Consider the following 18739-nt stretch of genomic DNA (forward strand, 5'->3'; position numbering starts at 1 on the left):
TGCCATTGATTCGCCGGCAGGGCCCGGACCGCCGTTCTACCGGAAGCTGGTGCGCAGCTCGTCCAGCAGTGCCTCGACCGTACGGGCGAACGGTGGCGCGGAGACGTCGATGGTGCGCCAGGGATGCAGCGCGATCAACGGCGCCAGCCGCTCGGCGAGGGCGATCTCGGTGCGCGAGATCGGCCCGTCGCGCCGCCAGTGCGCGAGGTATTCGTCCCGATGCGGGGTGCGCAGGATCTTGTGCGACAGCAACGGGTGGGTGATCACCGCGTCAGCCCAGTCGAAGAGCAGGCCGGTGCCCGCGAACGCGTTGCCGGGGTGCACGTCGTTGTGTTCGATGCTGAGCCTGCGGTAGTCGCCCAGCTCCGCGGCGGCCTCCGCGATCCGGTCGCCGAGGCCGGGGATGCGCGGCTCGTAGTGCTGGTAGACGGTGACGAGCCGGGCGGGCGGCAGGTACGGCGTTCCGGTGCCGCGCAGCTCATCGATGTGCGCGGTGAGCGACTGCTGCAACCCGGCGTAGGCGCGGACCAGGCCAGTCCATTCGGCGGCGGTGTCCGGTGCGACGTCGCCGCCGTGCCTGCTGAGCAACCAGCCGCGATCCGGTTGCACCGCAACGGGTTCCAGCGCACTACCGGGATACAATCGGGCGAGCAGCGCCAGCAGGTGGCCCTCGTGCGCGAAGGCGCGGGCGTTGGCCTTCGCCCACATCGGGCCCGCGGTCGTGGGAATGCGCACCACCAGCGACCAGGCGCGCCGCCGGGTGCGCACCGGCTCGCCGGTGACGGCGTGCCCGTGCTCGGCGATGACCTCGAACGCCCAGTCGGTCAGCGGCTCGATCGACTGTCCGAGCAGTGCGGCGGGCGCCTGCACCACTCGGTCGGTCATCAACACTGTGCTGTTCGTTTCGAGCGAGCTAGAAGCTGTGCTCCGGGCCGGGGAAGCTGCCCCGGCGCACCTCGTCGGCGTAAGCCGCTGCGGCGGTACGCAATTCGTCACCGACATTGCCGAAGCGCTTGACGAACTTCGCGGTCTTGCCGCTGGTGTAGCCCGCCATGTCCTGCCAGACCAGCACCTGTGCGTCGGTGTCCGCGCCGGCGCCGATGCCGACAGTCGGGATGGTCAGCTTGCCGGTGACCTGCGCGGCCAGCTCGGCGGGCACCATCTCCATGACGACCGCGAACGCGCCCGCCTCCTGCACCGCGATGGCGTCAGCGATCAGCTGTTCGGCGCCGTCGCCGCGACCCTGCACCCGGAAGCCGCCGAGGGTGTTGACGCTCTGCGGGGTGAACCCGATGTGCGCCATGACGGGGATGCCCGCCGAGGTGATCAGCGCGATCTGCTCGGCGACGCGCTCACCGCCCTCGAACTTCACCGCGTGCGCCTGGCCCTCCTTCATGAACCGGGTCGCGGTGGCCAGGGCCTGCTGGGGCGAGGACTCGTAGGTGCCGAACGGCAGATCGGCCACCACCAGCGCGTGCGGCGCGCCCCGCACCACGCCGCGGACCAGCGGAAGGAGTTCTTCCACGGTGATCGGCACCGTGGTGTCGTAGCCGTAGACGACGTTGGCCGCGGAGTCGCCGACGAGCAGCACGGGAATGCCGGCTTCCTCGAACAGTCGCGCCGAGGAGTAGTCGTAGGCGGTGAGCATGGACCAGCGCTCGCCGTCTGCCTTCATCTGCTGCAGATGATGCACCCGGGTCTTACGCACGGCTTTCTTCGGCTGGCTGGGAGCCGCACCGTAGGCAGGGGTTTCCGAATCGGATACGGACATCATCGTCCCTTTCGTCGCTGTCTCCTCGGGGCCCGTCCGGGTCCCCGGGTTCGTCTGACAGCTTCAGTGTGCCAGCTGTGACCGGCCCCGATTAAGGCTTCGGGCCGATGCAATTGGTCACATCACACGAGGTTGCCGGGCGCGTCGCGGTCCGGCACGGGCGGGCTGTTCGCTGCCATGAGCCCGGTACTGCCACTATCAGTGCATGGCTTTGGTTCGGAGTGGGCGCGGTGCGCTGATCGTGGCGGTGCTGGGGTTGGTGGCGGCGGGGTGTACGACCGCGGGGCATCCGACGGGTCCGATGCCCGACGTGCCCGCCGAGCTGGGCAAGTTCTATACCCAGACCGTCGCGTGGGGCAGTTGCGAGGGATTCGGTTCGCCGGAGGACCGATTCGCGCCGAGCGCGGAGTGCGCGAAGGTCACCGTGCCGATCGACTACGCCGCCCCGGACGGGCCGACCGCGCAGATCGCGGTGTCGCGGATCAAGGCGTCCGGCAGGAAGATCGGTTCGCTGCTGATGAACCCGGGCGGTCCGGGGGAGTCGGGCTTGACCCTGTCGGTGCTCGGCAACAAGACGCCGCTGGCGCAGCGGTTCGACCGGGTCGGGTTCGATCCGCGCGGGGTGGGGTCCTCGACGCCGGCCATCGTCTGTGAGACCGCGCAGGAGCAGGACGCGGAGCGGGCCGAGCCGCAAAAGGACAACACGCCGGAAGGGATCGCCGCCGCCGAGGACGAGAACCGGCAGTACGCGGAGCGCTGCACGACCAGGACCGGCAAGGAGTTCCTGGCCCACGTCGGCACCCGCGAGGTGGTGCAGGACCTCGACGTGCTGCGCGCAGCGCTCGGCGACCCGAAGCTCAGCTACCTGGGCTACTCGTACGGCACCAAGATCGGTTCGGCCTACGCGGAGAAGTTCCCGGACCGGGTGCGCGCGCTCGTGCTCGACGGTGCGATCGACTCCTCACAGGACCCGGTGCAGGAATCCCTGCGTCAGGCGGCCGGATTCCAGAAGGTGTTCGACGCCTACGCCGCGGACTGCGTGACCAAGGCGGACTGTCCCCTCGGCACCGATCAGGCTCAGGCCGTTTCGCGCTTCCGCGCACTGGTCGACCCGCTGTGGGACAGGTCGGCGCCGACCACCGATCCGCGCGGCCTCAGCTACGGCGACGCGCTCACCGGGGTGCGGCAAGCGCTCTATACGACCGATCTGTGGTCGGTGTTGACGCTCGGGTTGTCCGAGCTGCGCGACGGGCGCGGCGACACCCTGCTGCAACTGGCCGACCTGTACGACGGCCGCCGCGAGGACGGCACGTACAGCAACACCACCGACGCGTTCAACGCCATTCGTTGCGTGGACGATCCGCGCATCACCGACCGCGAGGTCACCGGCAGGCAGGACATCGAATACCGCAAGGCCGCGCCGTTCCTCGACGACGGCCGCGGTACCGGCGCGGCGCCGCTGGACCAGTGCACGGTGTGGCCGGTGCCGAACACCAGTGAGCCGCATCGGATCACGGTGACCGGGCTGCCGAAGACCGTGGTCGTGTCGACCACAGAGGATCCGGCGACGCCGTATCAGGCCGGTGTCGACCTCGCCGCGCAGCTGGGCGCCTCGCTGCTGACCTATCAGGGCAGCAGGCACACGATCGCGCTGTCGGGTGGTTCGTCGTGCGTGGACCAGGCGGTGATCGACTATCTCGTCGACCTGAAGGACCCGGCGCCCGGCCTCACCTGCTGAGCCTGGTGCGCGCCCGGGAAGTCTATTTCCGGCAACAAGGACAGACACTCAGCGTGTATGTAACACGGATTTAACGCCGGGTGCTTACGCTCGCGGACATGGATCGCCAGAAGGAATTCGTGCTGCGGACGCTCGAAGAGCGGGATATCCGCTTCGTACGTCTCTGGTTCACCGACGTCTTGGGTTACCTGAAGTCCGTCGCCATCGCGCCCGCCGAGCTGGAGGGCGCGTTCGAGGAGGGGATCGGCTTCGACGGTTCCGCCGTCGAGGGTTTCGCCAGGGTGTCGGAGGCCGACATGGTCGCGCGGCCCGATCCGTCCACGTTCCAGGTGCTGCCCTGGTCGACGAGCAAGGGTCATCAGCACTCGGCCCGCATGTTCTGTGACATCACGATGCCCGACGGTTCGCCGTCCTGGGCCGACCCGCGCCACGTGCTGCGCCGCCAGCTGAACAAGGCGGGCGACGTCGGGTTCAGCTGCTACGTGCACCCGGAGATCGAGTTCTTCCTGCTGGAGAACGGCCCGCAGGACGGCTCGCAGCCGACCCCGGCCGATTCCGGCGGCTTCTTCGACCAGGCCGTGCACGATTCGGCGCCGAACTTCCGCCGCCACGCCATCGACGCGCTCGAGTCGATGGGCATCTCGGTGGAGTTCAGTCACCACGAGGGCGCGCCCGGTCAGCAGGAGATCGACCTGCGTTACGCCGACGCGCTGTCCATGGCCGACAACGTGATGACCTTCCGCTACCTGATCAAGGAGGTGGCGATCGACGAGGGCGTGCGCGCGACGTTCATGCCCAAGCCGTTCGCCCAGTACCCGGGTTCGGCGATGCACACGCACATGAGCCTGTTCGAGGGCGAGGCCAACGCCTTCCACGACCCCGACGATCCGATCAACCTCTCCAGCACCGCACGGGCGTTCATCGCGGGCATCCTCGAGCACGCGCCGGAGATCAGCGCGATCAGCAACCAGTGGGTCAACTCCTACAAGCGGCTCATCCACGGCGGTGAAGCGCCGACCGCCGCGTCCTGGGGCCGGTCGAACCGCTCCGCGCTGGTCCGGGTGCCGATGTACACGCCGAACAAGTCCTCCTCGCGACGCATCGAGATCCGCAGCCCCGATTCGGCCTGCAACCCCTACCTGACCTTCGCCGTGCTGCTCGCGGCCGGTCTGCGGGGCATCGAGAAGGGCTACACACTGCCGCCGGAGGCCGAGGACGACGTGTGGTCGCTGACCGCCGCCGAGCGGCGCGCGATGGGCTTCCGCGAGTTGCCCGGCACGCTGGACGAGGCGCTGCAGGCGATGGAGCGCTCGGAGCTGGTCGCCGAGACGCTCGGCGAGCACGTGTTCGACTTCTTCCTGCGCAACAAGCGCCGGGAGTGGGCCGACTACCGCAGCCAGGTGACGCCGTTCGAGCTGAAGGAATACCTCGGACTGTGAACCAGGGCGCGCACCCGCGCCGTTCTGGTACCGAAGATAGGTTCCGCGGTGGCCTGCCGTTAGCTTCGAGCCTGTAATTTGAGTGCTATGGTCCGGCCACCGTCTGCCCGCTCCGCTGTCCCCGGTGTCGGTCGGCTCGGATTGCTCGAGCCGTCCGCCGCTGCCACGTTGCGCGAATTGGGCTGGGACAACGTCGAAAGTATTCCCGTGCTGTGGGCGCTCTCGCGCGCGCCCGACGCCGACCTGGCGCTGAACACCCTGCTGAAGCTGTACGAGCAGCTCGGAACGGACTGGGCGGCACTGGATTCGGCGATCCGCTCGGAAACCGCGCTGCGCGGCAGGCTGTTCGCGCTGATCGGCGCGTCCAGCGCGTTCGCCGATCATCTCGTCGCCGATCCCGCGGCATGGGAGCTGCTGCGGCGCAAAGCGTTGCCCTCGCCCGAGGAAGTGCTCGCCGAGCTGCTCGACGTGGTGGACGCGGTGCCGGAGGAGGGCGAGAACGCCGGACCCATGCTGTTCCGGGCCGGGGAGCACGGTCCCGAAGTGGTGGCCCTGCTGCGCAAACGATATCGCGACCAGCTCATGCTGCTCGCCGCGCTCGACCTGGCCGCCACCGTGGAGAACGAACCGGTGCTGCCGTACCAGGTGGTCGGCAGGCACCTCACGGATCTGGCCGATGCCGCGCTGACCGCCGCGCTGTCGGTCGCGGTCGCCCGGGTCTGCAAGGACGGACCGGTGCCGGTGCGGCTCGCGGTGATCGCGATGGGCAAGAGCGGCGCCCGCGAGTTGAACTACGTCAGCGATGTCGACGTGGTCTTCGTCGCCGAGCCCGCCGACGCCACCGCCACCCGGCTGGCCGCCGAGATGATGAGCGTCGCGAGCGCGGCCTACTTCGAGGTCGACGCCGCGCTGCGGCCGGAGGGCAAGGCGGGCGCGCTGGTGCGCACGCTGGACTCCCACCTCGCCTACTACAAGCGCTGGGCCCGCACCTGGGAGTTCCAGGCATTGCTCAAGGCCCGGCCGGTGACCGGCGACCTCGAACTCGGTGAGCAGTACCGGGCGGCGCTGATGCCGATGGTGTGGAACGCCTCCGAGCGTCCCGACTTCGTGGCCGACGTGCAGGCGATGCGGCGCCGGGTGGAGGATCTGGTGCCCGCCGATCTGCGCGAGCGCGAACTGAAGCTCGGGCACGGCAGCCTGCGCGACGTCGAATTCGCGGTCCAGCTCTTGCAATTGGTGCACGGACGGGTCGACGAGTCGCTGCACGTCCAGGGGACCGTGGAGGCGCTGACCGCACTGGCCGCGGGCGGCTACGTCGGGCGCGACGACGCGGCCAATCTCACCGCGTCCTACGAATTCCTGCGGTTGCTCGAACATCGCCTGCAGTTGCAGCGGTTGCGGCGCACGCACACGCTGCCCGCCGCCGACGACGAGGAAGGCATGCGCTGGCTGGCGCGTGCCGCGCACATCCGGCCCGACGGCAGGCAGGACGCGGTCGGCGTGCTCGGTACCGAGATTCGGCGAAACGCGGTGCGGGTGAGGCGGTTACACGCCAAACTGTTCTATCGCCCGCTGCTCGAATCGGTGGTCAAGATGGACCCGGACGCGTTGCGCCTCAGCCCCGATGCCGCTATCCGGCAGTTGGCCGCGCTGGGCTACCAGGCGCCCGAACACGCCCTTGGACATCTGAAAGCACTCACCGGCGGCGTTTCCCGCAAGGGCCGGATCCAGGCGTTGCTGCTGCCGACCCTGCTCGAATGGCTCGGCGAGACACCGAATCCCGATGCGGGCCTGCTGGCCTACCGGCGGGTGTCGGAGGGCCTCGACGACCAGATCTGGTTCCTGCGCGAGCTGCGCGACGAGGGCGCGATCGCGCAGCGGTTGATGATCGTGCTCGGCTCCTCGGAGTACCTGCCGGACCTGCTGATCAACGCGCCCGACACGATCCGCATGTACGCCGACGGACCGGGCGGGCCACTGCTGCTCAGCCCGCAGCCCGAAGACGTCGCGCGCGGCATCATGACCGCCGCCTCGCGCTACGAGGACCCGAAACGCGCTGTCGCGGCCGCACGTTCGCTGCGCAGGCACGAACTCGCGCGGGTCGCCTCGGCCGACCTGCTCGGCATGCTCGACGTGCAACACGTGTGCCGGGCGCTGTCCTCGGTGTGGGTCGCGGTGCTCGAAGCCGCACTGGCGGCGGTGATCCGGGCCAGCGAGGCCGAACTGGGCACGCCCGCGCCCGCCGACTTCGCGGTGATCGGCATGGGCAGGCTCGGTGGCATGGAGCTCGGGTACGGGTCCGACGCCGACGTGCTGTTCGTCTGCGACCCCCGCCCCGGCGAAGACGAGACCAAGGCCGTGAAGTGGGCGATCGGCGTCGCCGACAAGGTGCAGCGCCTGCTCGGCGCGCCGAGCACCGACCCGCCGCTGCACGTTGATGCGGGCCTGCGCCCCGAAGGCCGCAACGGCGCACTGGTGCGTACCCTGGCCGCCTACGCCGCCTACTACCAGCAGTGGGCCCAGCCGTGGGAGGTACAGGCCCTGCTGCGGGCCCACCAGGTCGCCGGTGATCAGCAACTCGGACTGCGCTTCCTGCACATCATCGACAAGGTGCGCTACCCGGAGGGCGGTGTCTCGGCCGAGGCGGTGCGCGAGATCCGGCGGATCAAGGCCCGGGTCGACGCCGAACGGCTACCGCGCGGCGCGAACCCGGCCACCCACACCAAGCTCGGCCGCGGCGGTCTCGCGGACATCGAGTGGACCGTGCAGCTGATGCAGCTGCGCCACGCGCACGAGGTGCTCGGCCTGCACAACACCTCCACCCTGGAATCGCTCGACGTCATCGAGCAGACCAAGCTGCTCGACACCGCCGACGTCGAACTGCTCCGCGACGCCTGGCTCACCGCGACCAAGGCCCGCAACGCCCTGGTCCTGGTCCGCGGCAAACCCACCGACCAACTCCCCGGCCCCGGCAGGCTCCTCTCCGCCGTCGCCCGGGTTGCGGGCTGGCCCAACGACGACGGCAGCGAGTTCCTCGACCACTACATGCGGATAACCCGGCGCGCGAAAGCGGTAGTGGAGCGGGTCTTCGGGCAGTAGCGCGGGCCGGTCGGCCTACGGGCGCGAGCAGGCCCTCGGCCGCACCGGCCGCTCGCTCGCGTCGCGCAGGCGAGTCGGCCACGGCCGGCGGGGATCGCTGTCGTGGGTTCGTGGCAGCGGGGTGCACACGAAACCTGCACAGGCGGGCCACGGTTTGCTCCCTATCGGACGCTTAGGGTCGGGGTATGCGTGGATGGGTGGAGCGAGCACTGCTCGGCGTGGGGTGGTGCGCGGCGGCGGCCGGGCTCACCGGGCTGATGTTGCACTTCGTCGCCTGGCGGCAGCGGTGGTTGGTGCTGGCGGCGTCGGGTGCGTCGTATCTGATGGTCGGGGCGGTGATCGGGTTGGTGTGCTTCCTGATCGCCCGCGGCTGGCGTAGCGCGGGGGTGGCCGCGGTGCTGGTCGGCGTGGTGTTGTGGACGGCGGTGCCGGTGTTCGTCCCGGCAGGGCGCGCCGCGGGCGGGCCCGAAGTCAGTGTGATGCAGTCGAACCTGCTCTTCGGCGGCGCCGACCCGGACGCGGTGGTGCGGGCCGTGCGGGACGAGCGCATCGACGTGCTCACCGTGAACGAGCTGACGAACGCGGCGGTCGACCGGCTCGCCGCGGCGGGGCTCGACGCCGTGCTGCCGCACCGCTACGTCGAACCGACGGCCGACGGTGGCGGCGGCACCGGGATCTACAGTCGATATCCGTTGCGCGACACCAAGAAATACGCGGGCTTCATCCTCAACCAGGTCTCCGCGACAATGGTGCATCCGGATCGTGGCCCCGTCACGATCTTCGCCTTCCACCCGATTCCGCCGCCGATGAACTTCGCCGACTGGCTGACGGAGATGCGCCGCATCCGCGAAATCCTCGACGCTCACCAGGGCCCGGCGATCGTCGGCGCGGACTTCAACGCCACCCGCGACCACGCCGCCTACCGCGAATTGCTGCACGGCCGTTTCGAATCCGCCGCCGAGCAGACCGGCGCGGGCCTGCTGCTCACCTTCCCCGACGACAAGAGGTGGGGCCCGATCATCGGCATCGACCACGTGCTGCTCGCCGACGCCCGAGCCGAGGAGATCCGCACCGTCCGTGTCCCGAGATCAGACCACCGCGCCCTGGTAGCCCGAGTCCGCCTGACCTGATCGCAGTTTCGGTCCGGTGCTGAACAGCTGCCCTGGTCAAGTCGTAGAGCTACGTAGGCGTTCCTGCCGGGCGACGATCGGATCATCGGCACCGGATCGCGCGCGAGGAACCAGGGCCTTGCCCGCGGCCTCGGCCGCTTCCGGCCCAGCGCCGCGCATCGGCGTTGGGGCGGACCGGCGTCGCCCAGCCCGCTCGAGCGGATCGGCCCGCAGAATGCCGACCCGGCAACGGTTTTCGGTAGGGTCACCAGTCGGCTGCGCCCGTTGTCGTGCGCGGCGAACGCTGCGGACGGGCTCGTACAGGGTGCGTGCCTGTTCGGAGGTCGGTCGTGTTTGCGCGAGCTGGGTGTGTCACGGGTACGCGCCGAACTCCCGTCGGATCGGGAAGCGGTGGGGGCGTCCCTCGTGCGGCGGTGCTGGTCGGGGGTATGTCCGGCCGATTACCATCGATGGACCGGTGGGTGAGCGGGCGCGGTGGTCGGGAGGCGCGGCTATGGGTAGACGGTGGTGGGGGATCGGGGCGGTGGTGCTGGCGCTGCTCGGGGGATGCGGTGTGGCCGTGGAGAATCCGGTGGGACCGCAGGCGCCGGCCAGTACCGCGCCTTGGGAGATCGAAGGTTCGATGACCGCCACGGGGCCGAGCGGCCCGCGTCCTGGCGTGCCGGACGCGCCGCTGACGGCGCGCAACGGCGATGGTGGCAGGTTCGACCGGCTCGCCCTGAACTCGCTCGCCGACCTGCAGGAATTCTGGACGGCGGAGTACCACAGGGACTTTCCGGGGCCGTTCACCCCGGTGCAGGAGTTTTCCTCGTGGTCGGCGCAGGCGCCACGGGAGCAGGCGATCCGATTCTGCGACGAATCCACCTATCGCGTGGTGAATGCCGCGTACTGCGGCCTCGACCACACCATCGGCTGGGATCGCGGTGTCCTGCTGCCCCAGGTCGTCGCGAAGTTCGGTGAACTGGCGGTGGTGATGGTGCTCGCGCACGAATACGGGCACGCGATCCAGGGCCAGGCCAGATTGGCGGGGCTGCGCACCCCGACGCTGGTGCTCGAACAGCAGGCCGACTGTTTGGCCGGGGTATTCTTACGCCATGTGGCCGAAGGGAAGTCGGCGCACTTCACGGTCAACACCACTGACGGACTCAACGCCGTGCTCGGTGCGACGGTGGCGTTCCGTGATCAGGGTTTCGGCGATCCGGGTAACGCGCACGGGTCGGCGTTCGAGCGGGTCACCGCGGTGCAGATCGGCTATTCCGACGGCGCGAAGAGCTGTAAGTCGTTGACGCCGAAGGAGATCGCCCAGCGACGTGGTCAGCTGCCGGTGTCGTTCGGCTGGGCCGACGCGCTGCTGCAGCTTCCGGTGAACCGGCAGTCGTTGCAGCGGTTGAGTCAAACCCTGCTTGCCCGCTACCCGGCGGCCGATCCGCCGCGATTCGACTATTCAGGTGTGGGCGGCGACTGCGCGGACGTCGCTGTGACGATGCCGGTTTCGTACTGTCCGTCGGCGAACCGGATCGGCGTCGATGTGCCCGCCCTCATCGAAATGAGCGCTCCCGCACCGGGACAGGACGACCGGCTGTCGGCCATCGTGAACGGCGACTACTCCGCCTTCGTCCTGTTCGTCTCCCGCTACACCCTCGCCGTGCAACACGCGCGCGGGCTCCCGCTCACCGGCGCGGCATCGGCGGGACTGCGCACCGCGTGCCTGTCCGGGGTGGTGTCGACGCGATTGAGCGAACCCGGCGGGGACCTGCGTCTCTCGGCAGACGACCTGGACGAGGCCGTGTCCGCGTTGCTCACCAATGGATTGGCGGCGAGCGACGTGCACGGCGCGGTGGTACCGAGCGGCTATCAGCGGGTCGAGGCATTCCGCACGGGTGTGCTCGACGGCGAGGCGGCGTGCCTGTCGCGCTACCCCTGACGGGCGCGGTATCGCTAAACCGGCAGCGACTGTAGCGAAGTCAGCGTGGTCGCCAGCGCGCGAGCGGCCTCGGCGCCCTTGGTCACGAAATGCTCGGTGAAGTAGGTGACGTGCTCGCTGTGCTCGTGGAAGTGGTGCGGGGTGAGCACCACGGAGAACACCGGTACGTCGGTGTCGAGCTGCACCCGCATCAGACCGTCGATCACCGCGGACGCGACAAAATCGTGCCGATAGATGCCGCCGTCCACGACCAGCGCGGCGGCGACGACCGCCGCGTACTTGCCGGAGCGGGCGAGGCGCTGGGCGTGCAGCGGGATCTCGAACGCGCCCGGCACCTCGAACACCTCGATGGTGGCCGGGTCGTAGCCGAGCTCGGCGTATTCGGCCGCGAAGCCCTCGTAGGCCTTGCCGACGATCGAGCTGTGCCAGGCGGCGCGGACGAAGGCGATGGCTCCGGTAGTTCCCATGGCCGGAGCCTACTCGTCGGTAACGTGCGCCTCCAGCCAGTCCACCACGTTGCCGAGCACCTCGTCCTGCTCGGGTTCGTTGAAGATCTCGTGGTAGAGGCCCTCGTAGCGGATCGCGGTGAGGTCTTTCGAGCCCGCGTTCCGCTCGATCAGGTCGGTGCTGGACGGCGCGGCGATGGCATCGCCGGTGCCGTGCAGCACGAGCAGGGGCACGGTGAGCCGATCGAGGCGCTGCTTCACCAGCGCCGTGGTGTCCAGGATCTCGACCGCGGTGCGGGCGGGCAGGCTGCCGCGATAGACCAGCGGGTCGTTGTCGTAGGCGCGCACCACCTCGGGGTCGCGGCTGATCTGCGACGAATCCAGTTTCAGCACACCGAGATTCGGGGTGATCCTGGTTAGCAGCGGCGCGAGCAGGCGCTGCACCGGGTTGCCGAGCGGAATGTCGAGCGGCGGCGCGGAGAGCACGATGCCCGCGACGTCTACGGGGGCGCGGGTGGCCAGGTGCAACACGATGAGGCTGCCCATCGAGTGGCCGATCAGGAAGCGTGGTACCTGCGGGTGTTCCCGGCTCGCGATGTTCAGCATCGCGGCCACATTGTCGGCGGCACCGTCCATCGAGCCGATGTTGGCCTTGCCGCCCGCGGACTTGCCGTGGCCGATGTGGTCGAGCGCGTAGACGGCGAAACCCGCGCCGGCCAGGCGCTTGCCGACATGGGCGTAGCGGCCGGAATGCTCGGCGACGCCGTGCACCAGGACGATCACGCCGCGCGCCCGCACCTCGGGCAGCCAGGCGCGCCAGGCGATCTCGCTGCCGGTGCCGTCGAATCGGCCGGACTCGGTGCGGCTGCCCGCGCCGGTCGGCTCCGCGGTCACGACCGCGCCTCGCCGGTGCTCGGCTCGATCCCGCTGCGCTCAGTCATGCGTCGGCTCCTTGGGGCTCGCTGCTCGTCGAGTAGGCCAGCTCGATGAACAGCCGTCGGTTGAACTCGATGAGACGAGCGTAGTTCACCCGGGAAAGCCGCTCGTCGGTTCCGTGGATCGAGGCCAGATCGCGTTCGCCGAGCACGATCGGGGCGAAGTTGCAGCGCGTCTCGGCCAGGTCGTGATAGTGCCTGGAGTCGGTGGCGCCGGGCACGATGCCGGTGGTGATCACCGCGTCCGCGACGATGGCCCTGGTGATCGCCGCGATCATGTCGAACGCGGCGCCCGGGGTGGCGTTGACCGTCGGCTCCGAGCAGACCCCGGCCGGTTCGATCCGGACGCCGTTGTCGCGCACCACCTTCCGGCAGTGCGCGAGCACCGAGTCGACCGAGTCGCCGGGCAGGATGCGGAAATTGACGAACGCCTCGGCGTGCTGGGGCAGCACGTTGGACTTCACGCCGCCCCGGATCACGGTGGGGGCGGTGGTGGTGCGCACCAGTGCCTCGGTCTGCGGCCGCGCCGCCATCACCCGGGTGACCAGCGGGGCGACCAGGTCGGCGAGGCGCAGCAGCTGCCGCCGCGGCGTCGGCAGCACCGTGCGCAGCCGGGCGAGCATGTCGGCGGTCACCGGCGTCATGCGCAGCGGCATCGGATGATCCTGGATGCGGGCGACCGCGCGGGCGATCCGGCCCACCGCGGTCTGCCTGCCTGGCATGGACGAGTGCCCGCCCACCTCGGTGACCGAAAGCCGAACTGTCGCATACCCCTTCTCGCCGAGCATGATCGTGGCGACCGGCGGTTCGATGCGGTCGGCGACGCCGGTGGTGACCATGCCGCCCTCGTCGAGCAGCAGGTCGGCGAACACGCCCTGGTCGCGCAGGCGCTGTGCCATGTGCATCGCCCCGGTGTCGCCGAAGACCTCCTCGTCGTGGCCGAAGGCCAGAAAGATGGTGTGGCGCGGCCGGATTCCGGCGGCGAGGGCGGCCTCGACCGCCTCCAGGATCGCCAGTAGCCTGCTCTTGTCGTCGATCGCGCCACGGCCCCAGACGAATTCGTCGTCGACCACACCGGCGAAGGGCGGGTGCGTCCAGCGCTGCGGATCGTCGACCGGCACCACATCCTGGTGGGCGAGCAGGATCGCCGCGACGCGATCCTGCTCCACTCCCGGCCAGCGGTAGAGCCTGCTGTGCCCGAACCGCTCGCAGTCGAGCTCGGCGTGCACCCGGGGGAACGACTGCTCGAGGTGCGCGCCGAGTCGTTCGAAGGCGGCGTCGTCGATGTCGGCCGGGTCGTCGGTGGACACGGTGACACAGCGCAACGCGGCCGCGAGGCGCTCGGCGGTGCGATCGTCGACCGGTTCGGTCATCGTCGACCGCGGTCGGGCACATTCATGGACACCGTTGCATTGTTCAGCACGCCGGGCCCCAGTGCGACGGTCTTCTCGTTTCGCCACTTCACGATGCCCTCGGTGAGCCCGCCCGGCAGGTCTGCCGTGCGTGGGCCGGTGAGCAGCGGCAACTCGACCTGGGCCGCGGTCACGGTGACCGAGGCGAACGCCGGCGTGTGCGACCACACGTCGTCGACGACGTCGGTGACCCGCACGCCGATGCGATGACCGGCCGCGATCGGCCAATCCTGGCCGAGCAGACGGACTTCGACGGCGCCGTCGCCGACCGGCGCGATGCCCCGGGTGATCACGGTGGCCAGGTTGTCCGGCGCGATGTCGTACAGCTCGACGGTGACCGTGGCGGCGGCGGGGCCGTCGAGTCGCAGCGTCGCGGTCGCAATGCCGGAGAGGTGCTGGGTCTGCGTCAAAGGCTGTGAGACAGACCAGAGTTCACGGTCCGGTCCGGGAACGAGGCCGCGGTCGGTGTAACTGCCCGCACGCAGCTGCACCGGCACCCGGGCGGCATCGGCCGGGGGCCACGACGTTTCGCCGCGCCAGCCGCCGTCGAACTGACCAACGGTGATCCGCGGCCCGGGGATCTCGATATCGCGCTCTGCCACATGCTTGTCGAAGAAGGCGAGCAGTTCGGTGTCGAAATGCGGTGTGCCGCATTTCTCGTGGCAGGTGCGGTGACCCCATTGGCCGAACCAGGCGCGGTGCGCGCCGGGGCCGAGACCGTTCCACAGGTCGAAAACGCGATAGGCGCGGGTGTTGTAGTCGACGAAACCCTGGCCGAGGAACAACGGAATGGTGTTGCCGCGCAAGCGCCCGACCAGATCACGGTCACGCCAGAAGGCGGAATCGCCGTCGTGGTCGCTGGTTTCGGCGAGGTAATGCTGATAGCACTGCATCGGCAATTGCGCGGCCGCGGCCTGATATTCCGGAGAATCCGTCGGATGGGCGGGGGTGGAGGCGATCAGCAGATGCTCCAGGCCCGCGAGATCGGCTGGGCGGACGCCGTTCTCGGTGACCGGCTTACCGGAGAACTTCCACGACACGCCCTGCATGTACAGGTACGAGTACGGGTCGACCACCGGCTCGAACGAGGCGACCGCGGCGAGGCCCTTCGGTTTCGTCGCCAGACCCATCAAACCGGTCCAGCCCTCATACGAGGTGCCGAACATGCCGACCTTGCCGGTGGACCACGGCTGGCTCGCCGACCACTCCACCGCGGCCGCCACATCCGAGCGTTCGCCGGGGCCACCGAAATCGGGGCACCCCGAGGAGCCGCCGAAACCGCGCAGGTCGACGATGACGTAGGTGTAGCCGGCCCGCAGGAACATCTCCGCCTGCAGGTTCTCGACCGACGGTCCGCCGGCCGGCCGCGGTTCGCTCAGATAGGCCAGGTGCGCGCGATACGGGCTCACGGTGAGGACGACCGGGGTGCGGACATCGTCGGCGAGGCCGTCCGGCCGCAGGATGTCGGCGTGCAGGCGTGTGCCGTCGGGCGCATCGATGAACGCTTGCTTCCACTGGAACGGCACCCCGAGCGGTTTCGCCGCCGCGGTCGCCGGCGTCGCCGCGGCCAGCACCAGCAGCAGCCCGCACAGGGCGCGTAGCAGGACACTTCGTTCGGTCACCATAGGACTATCGAGTGTGCCCGGACAACCGTCCAGCCCCCGGAACCGGGGTGGCGGATCAGCGAATTGCCGAGCGAATGCCGCAGCTGTCGCCGACTCGCCGGGCGAATGCCACCCGATGTTCACCGCGACCCGCGAGCATGGGCGCCATGGCGGATGGCGTCGCGGCGTTGGGTGGGATGCCGATCGACGCGGCCGCGGTGGGGACGATCACCCTCGCGCTGGTGGCCGCGTTGTTGTTCGCGGTGTCGGCGGCGCTGCAGCAAGGCGCGGCGCGCGCGGCGGCGACCGAGGACGAACGTGGTCGGTTCCTGGTGATCGTCGGCATCGCCCGGCGGTTGCTCATCGATCGGCGCTGGCTGGCCGGACAGGGCGCGAACGTGGCGGGGTTCGCGGTGCACGCGGTGGCGTTGCGGCTGGGGGCGATCGCGGTGGTGCAGTCCCTGCTGGTGGTCCAACTGCTGTTCGCGTTGCCGTTCGCGGCGGCGCGGCGCGGGCGGGCGCTGCTGCGGCGGGACTGGGCGGGCACGGTTCTCGTGTGCGGTGGGTTGATCCTGCTGGTGGGGCAGAGCGCGTCGACCCACACCGAGTTGCGGCCCGGGTCGGTGCCGGTGGCCGGTGCCGGGGTGCTGCTGGTGATCGTCACGCTGACCGCGCTTTCCCGGCTGACCCGCGCCACCCAGGTGCGTTCGGCGCTGGTCGCGGTCGCGGCGGGCTGCTGCTTCGCCACCACGGCCGTGCTGGTCGTCATCGCCACCACCGCGTTGCCCGGCCTCAGTTGGGCCTTGCTCGGTATCCCGCTCTCCACCGGCCTCGGCGGACTGCTCACCCAAGAGGCGTACGCCCGCGGCTCGCTGCCCACCGCGCTCACCGCGATGACCATCACCGACCCCGTCCTCAGCTACGCAGCGGGCGTCACCCTCTTCGCCGCCGCCCACCCTCGACCCGCCCCCTTGCTCCTCGCTGCCACCCTCGTCCTCACCGGCATCACCCTGCTCGCCAATTCGCCCACCCTGCACGACGAACGAGATATCGCCGCCGCGACACCACCGAAACAGGCAGTGCCAGCCTCGATTCCGCTGCCCTGACCGTTCACCCCTGCACGCTGATCGCCCGCGAGGGTGCGGTAACGGTGGTCGGGGGCAGCGGCTGATGTGGCGGCACGGGGGTTTGTGAGCCGACGAGTCGCCGCTGGAGGGTCGGTGCGAAACATCGCTGACGCCAGCTACATACGGCGACACAGCGGTGTTGGCGGCACGTCGTCTGCTCGGCGCTTGGTGTTCATTCCTGCTCGCTGATCGCCGGCGCAGGCGTCGTGTCGGTGAAGTAGGTGGTGTCGGTGGCGGGTCGATTGCTCGTCGGCGATTGCTCGAGCGGAGGGTTAGGCGGGGGCGTAGTCGGTGTAGAGGGCGAGCATGGCTGTGACGGTGGCGGACCAGGGGTAGCGTTCGGCGGCGTTGCGGGCGGCGTGGCGGCGCTGGGAGGCGGGGATGGCCAGCAGGGTGCGGACTCCGTCGGCCAGGCCGTGCGGGGTGCCGTCGGAGACGATGCCGGAGCCGATGGCGCCGACGAGTTCGCGCGCGGCGCCTTCGTCGGGGACCACGACCGGGGTGCCGCAGGCCAGGGCTTCCAGCACCGCGAGGCCGAAAGTTTCGGCGGGGGAGGGGAATATGGCGATATCGGCCGCGGCGACCTGGCGGGCCATGGCGACGCGGTCGGTGAGGTGGCCGTGGAAGACCACCGGCAGTCCGGCCGCCGCACGTGCCAGGCGTTGGCGCAGCGGGCCGTCGCCGAGCACGGCCAGCTCGCACCGCACACCGGCGTGGACCAGCACGCGCACCGCTTCGATCGCGAGTTCGGCCCGCTTCTCCTTGGACAGCCTGCTCACCAGCACCAGACGCACCGGTTCGGCGCTCGTGCCGGAGGTTTCGGCCGCGGGACGAAAGGTGCTCAGGTCCACCCCGAGCGGTACCCGCCGCACGTTGGTCGCGCCGATCCTGGTGAACTCCGCCGTCGCGAAGCTAGAAGTGACAACGACCTTTTCGGCGCGGACGCAGAGGCGGCGGTTGGCCAGGTCGGCGGCCGTGGTCAACGGGAAGCCGGGTGGCACGCGGGTGCGCAGGATGGCGTCGATGCGTTCATGCGAGAACAGCACCAGCGGCACCCCGACGCCGCGCGCCCACGGCGCCAGCCACCGCACGCTCAGCTTGTCGCTGCATTCGAGCACGTCGGGACGTAGCAGATCGAGGATGGGCCGGGTCCGCCGGGCGGTCAGCACGTGGTACCCGCCCGCCCCGAACTTGGGGCTGCGCACCGTGATTCGCCGCCCCGAGGCGGTCTGCTCGTCTCCGTCGGCAGGTCCCGGCACCACGAGCACCCGTTCGTGCCCGCCCGCCAGGTATCCGCGCCCGATCTCGTCGAGGCACGTTCGGATCCCGCCGGAGGCCGGGGTGTAGAAGTTCGCGATCTGCACAATCCGCATCAGGGGCCTGCAGCTTCGATCAGATCGGCATAGGTGGTGGCGCGGGCGCCCGCGGTGAGGGCGGCCTCGATGGCGCGCAGGGTGGCCTCGCGCAAGCCCGGCTGGTGCAGGTCGTCGGGGTGCAGGGCGAGCCGGACGAGACCGCCGTTGCGGGCGTTGCGCGCGGCGAAGGTTTGCAGCATCGCGGTGCCGAAGCGTTCGGGCCAGCCGCCGCCGGGCCGATGCGAGAGGGCGAAGCCGCGCCTGCGGTGACCGGTGCGCAGATCACGCACGCCGAAGTGGTCGGTGGTGTGGGTGAAGCCCGCCGCGCGCAGCGCCCGTTCGGCGGCGGGCGAGGCCAGCCAGCCGGGCGGTGTGAACCCCGTTGTGGACAGCCCGGATTCGGCCATCACCGCGGTGGCGTCGCGCAGCTTGGCCGCCGCCTGCGCCTGGTCCAGCGCGGCGAACTCGGCGGCGCCGCGGGCCACCGCCCGCCCGAGCGTCCGCCGCGGCCACCCACCCTCGGGGCCCGCGCGATGCGACCACCCGTGCACCATGATCTCGTTCCCCCGCAACCGGCGTTCCCGCAGGAAACCCGCGTACTCCGGCTGCCGCGCCAGCGACGCGCCCCGCCAGGGGCCCGGTATCACCAGCAGCGACACCGGAATCCCGAACCCGTCGGCGTCCGCGCACCAGCGCGCCGTCTCCGCCGCACTCGCGGGCGCGACGTCATGGACGCTCACCACCAACCGCGCACACACG

At 70.1% G+C, this 18739-nt stretch carries 14 protein-coding genes; 6 read left to right on the top strand and 8 right to left on the bottom strand.

Going from position 1 to position 18739, the window contains the following annotated elements; translation table 11 throughout:
* Positions 1–36 precede the first annotated feature (36 nt).
* A complete protein-coding gene (locus tag F5X71_RS10850; protein ID WP_167461826.1) occupies positions 37–885 on the bottom strand; it encodes a hypothetical protein in 849 nt (282 codons plus the stop codon).
* Between the two features lie 28 nt (positions 886–913).
* Positions 914–1771 carry a 3-methyl-2-oxobutanoate hydroxymethyltransferase gene (gene panB, locus F5X71_RS10855; RefSeq protein ID WP_174817038.1) on the bottom strand — a complete coding sequence of 286 codons (858 nt, stop codon included), beginning with the start codon at positions 1769–1771 and terminating at the stop codon, positions 914–916.
* Positions 1772–1976: 205 nt separating this feature from the next.
* Between panB and F5X71_RS10860 the strand changes: the two genes are divergently transcribed.
* From F5X71_RS10860 to F5X71_RS10880, 5 genes are all read left to right on the top strand, one after another.
* Entirely contained in the window at positions 1977–3509 is a 1533-nt protein-coding gene (locus F5X71_RS10860) for an alpha/beta hydrolase (RefSeq protein WP_167461827.1), read from the top strand.
* A gap of 98 nt (positions 3510–3607) precedes the next feature.
* Positions 3608–4948 (top strand): glutamine synthetase family protein, encoded by a 1341-nt coding sequence (locus tag F5X71_RS10865; RefSeq protein ID WP_167461828.1) that lies wholly within the window; start codon positions 3608–3610, stop codon positions 4946–4948.
* 87 nt (positions 4949–5035) lie between these two features.
* Entirely contained in the window at positions 5036–8047 is a 3012-nt protein-coding gene (locus F5X71_RS10870; RefSeq protein ID WP_167461829.1) for a bifunctional [glutamine synthetase] adenylyltransferase/[glutamine synthetase]-adenylyl-L-tyrosine phosphorylase, read from the top strand.
* 185 nt (positions 8048–8232) lie between these two features.
* Entirely contained in the window at positions 8233–9177 is a 945-nt protein-coding gene (locus F5X71_RS10875) for an endonuclease/exonuclease/phosphatase family protein (protein ID WP_167461830.1), read from the top strand.
* 493 nt (positions 9178–9670) lie between these two features.
* On the top strand, positions 9671–11101 hold the full coding sequence (locus F5X71_RS10880) for a metallopeptidase (protein WP_167461831.1): 1431 nt from the start codon (positions 9671–9673) through the stop codon (positions 11099–11101).
* Between the two features lie 14 nt (positions 11102–11115).
* On the opposite strand, the gene F5X71_RS10885 is transcribed toward F5X71_RS10880, so the two are convergent.
* The 4 genes from F5X71_RS10885 to F5X71_RS10900 are packed head-to-tail and all read right to left on the bottom strand — an operon-like array spanning position 11116 to position 15519.
* Positions 11116–11568, bottom strand: a complete 453-nt coding sequence (locus F5X71_RS10885; RefSeq protein WP_167461832.1) for a 6,7-dimethyl-8-ribityllumazine synthase — start codon at positions 11566–11568, stop codon at positions 11116–11118.
* Between the two features lie 9 nt (positions 11569–11577).
* Positions 11578–12441, bottom strand: a complete 864-nt coding sequence (locus tag F5X71_RS10890; RefSeq protein ID WP_167461833.1) for an alpha/beta hydrolase — start codon at positions 12439–12441, stop codon at positions 11578–11580.
* 43 nt (positions 12442–12484) lie between these two features.
* On the bottom strand, positions 12485–13855 hold the full coding sequence (locus F5X71_RS10895) for a M20/M25/M40 family metallo-hydrolase (RefSeq protein WP_167461834.1): 1371 nt from the start codon (positions 13853–13855) through the stop codon (positions 12485–12487).
* Entirely contained in the window at positions 13852–15519 is a 1668-nt protein-coding gene (locus F5X71_RS10900; RefSeq protein ID WP_167461835.1) for a CocE/NonD family hydrolase, read from the bottom strand. The genes F5X71_RS10895 and F5X71_RS10900 overlap by 4 nt, the downstream gene beginning before the upstream one ends.
* A gap of 146 nt (positions 15520–15665) precedes the next feature.
* Between F5X71_RS10900 and F5X71_RS10905 the strand changes: the two genes are divergently transcribed.
* Positions 15666–16604: a DMT family transporter gene (locus tag F5X71_RS10905; protein ID WP_167461836.1), complete on the top strand. Its 939-nt coding sequence runs from the start codon at positions 15666–15668 to the stop codon at positions 16602–16604.
* Positions 16605–16897: 293 nt separating this feature from the next.
* Here the strand turns inward: F5X71_RS10905 and F5X71_RS10910 are convergent, their stop codons facing one another.
* Together F5X71_RS10910 and F5X71_RS10915 are read right to left on the bottom strand one after the other, a co-directional pair.
* Positions 16898–17998 carry a glycosyltransferase gene (locus tag F5X71_RS10910; protein ID WP_167461837.1) on the bottom strand — a complete coding sequence of 367 codons (1101 nt, stop codon included), beginning with the start codon at positions 17996–17998 and terminating at the stop codon, positions 16898–16900.
* The gene (locus tag F5X71_RS10915; protein ID WP_238815833.1) at positions 17998–18720 is read right to left on the bottom strand and encodes a DUF2334 domain-containing protein; all 723 of its coding nucleotides are present in this window, start codon (positions 18718–18720) and stop codon (positions 17998–18000) included. The genes F5X71_RS10910 and F5X71_RS10915 overlap by 1 nt, the downstream gene beginning before the upstream one ends.
* Between the last annotated feature and the right edge of the window lie 19 nt (positions 18721–18739).

Source organism: Nocardia brasiliensis, from assembly GCF_011801125.1.
GTDB lineage: Bacteria > Actinomycetota > Actinomycetes > Mycobacteriales > Mycobacteriaceae > Nocardia > Nocardia brasiliensis_C.

Excerpts from the sequence above, each read along its gene's own strand:
- F5X71_RS10850 (WP_167461826.1), bottom strand. The coding sequence starts at position 885 with ATGACCGACCGAGTGGTGCAGGCGCCCGCCGCACTGCTCGGACAGTCG.
- panB (WP_174817038.1), bottom strand. The coding sequence starts at position 1,771 with ATGTCCGTATCCGATTCGGAAACCCCTGCCTACGGTGCGGCTCCCAGC.
- F5X71_RS10860 (WP_167461827.1), top strand. The coding sequence starts at position 1,977 with ATGGCTTTGGTTCGGAGTGGGCGCGGTGCGCTGATCGTGGCGGTGCTG.
- F5X71_RS10865 (WP_167461828.1), top strand. The coding sequence starts at position 3,608 with ATGGATCGCCAGAAGGAATTCGTGCTGCGGACGCTCGAAGAGCGGGAT.
- F5X71_RS10870 (WP_167461829.1), top strand. The coding sequence starts at position 5,036 with ATGGTCCGGCCACCGTCTGCCCGCTCCGCTGTCCCCGGTGTCGGTCGG.
- F5X71_RS10875 (WP_167461830.1), top strand. The coding sequence starts at position 8,233 with ATGCGTGGATGGGTGGAGCGAGCACTGCTCGGCGTGGGGTGGTGCGCG.
- F5X71_RS10880 (WP_167461831.1), top strand. The coding sequence starts at position 9,671 with ATGGGTAGACGGTGGTGGGGGATCGGGGCGGTGGTGCTGGCGCTGCTC.
- F5X71_RS10885 (WP_167461832.1), bottom strand. The coding sequence starts at position 11,568 with ATGGGAACTACCGGAGCCATCGCCTTCGTCCGCGCCGCCTGGCACAGC.
- F5X71_RS10895 (WP_167461834.1), bottom strand. The coding sequence starts at position 13,855 with ATGACCGAACCGGTCGACGATCGCACCGCCGAGCGCCTCGCGGCCGCG.
- F5X71_RS10900 (WP_167461835.1), bottom strand. The coding sequence starts at position 15,519 with ATGGTGACCGAACGAAGTGTCCTGCTACGCGCCCTGTGCGGGCTGCTG.
- F5X71_RS10905 (WP_167461836.1), top strand. The coding sequence starts at position 15,666 with ATGGCGGATGGCGTCGCGGCGTTGGGTGGGATGCCGATCGACGCGGCC.
- F5X71_RS10910 (WP_167461837.1), bottom strand. The coding sequence starts at position 17,998 with ATGCGGATTGTGCAGATCGCGAACTTCTACACCCCGGCCTCCGGCGGG.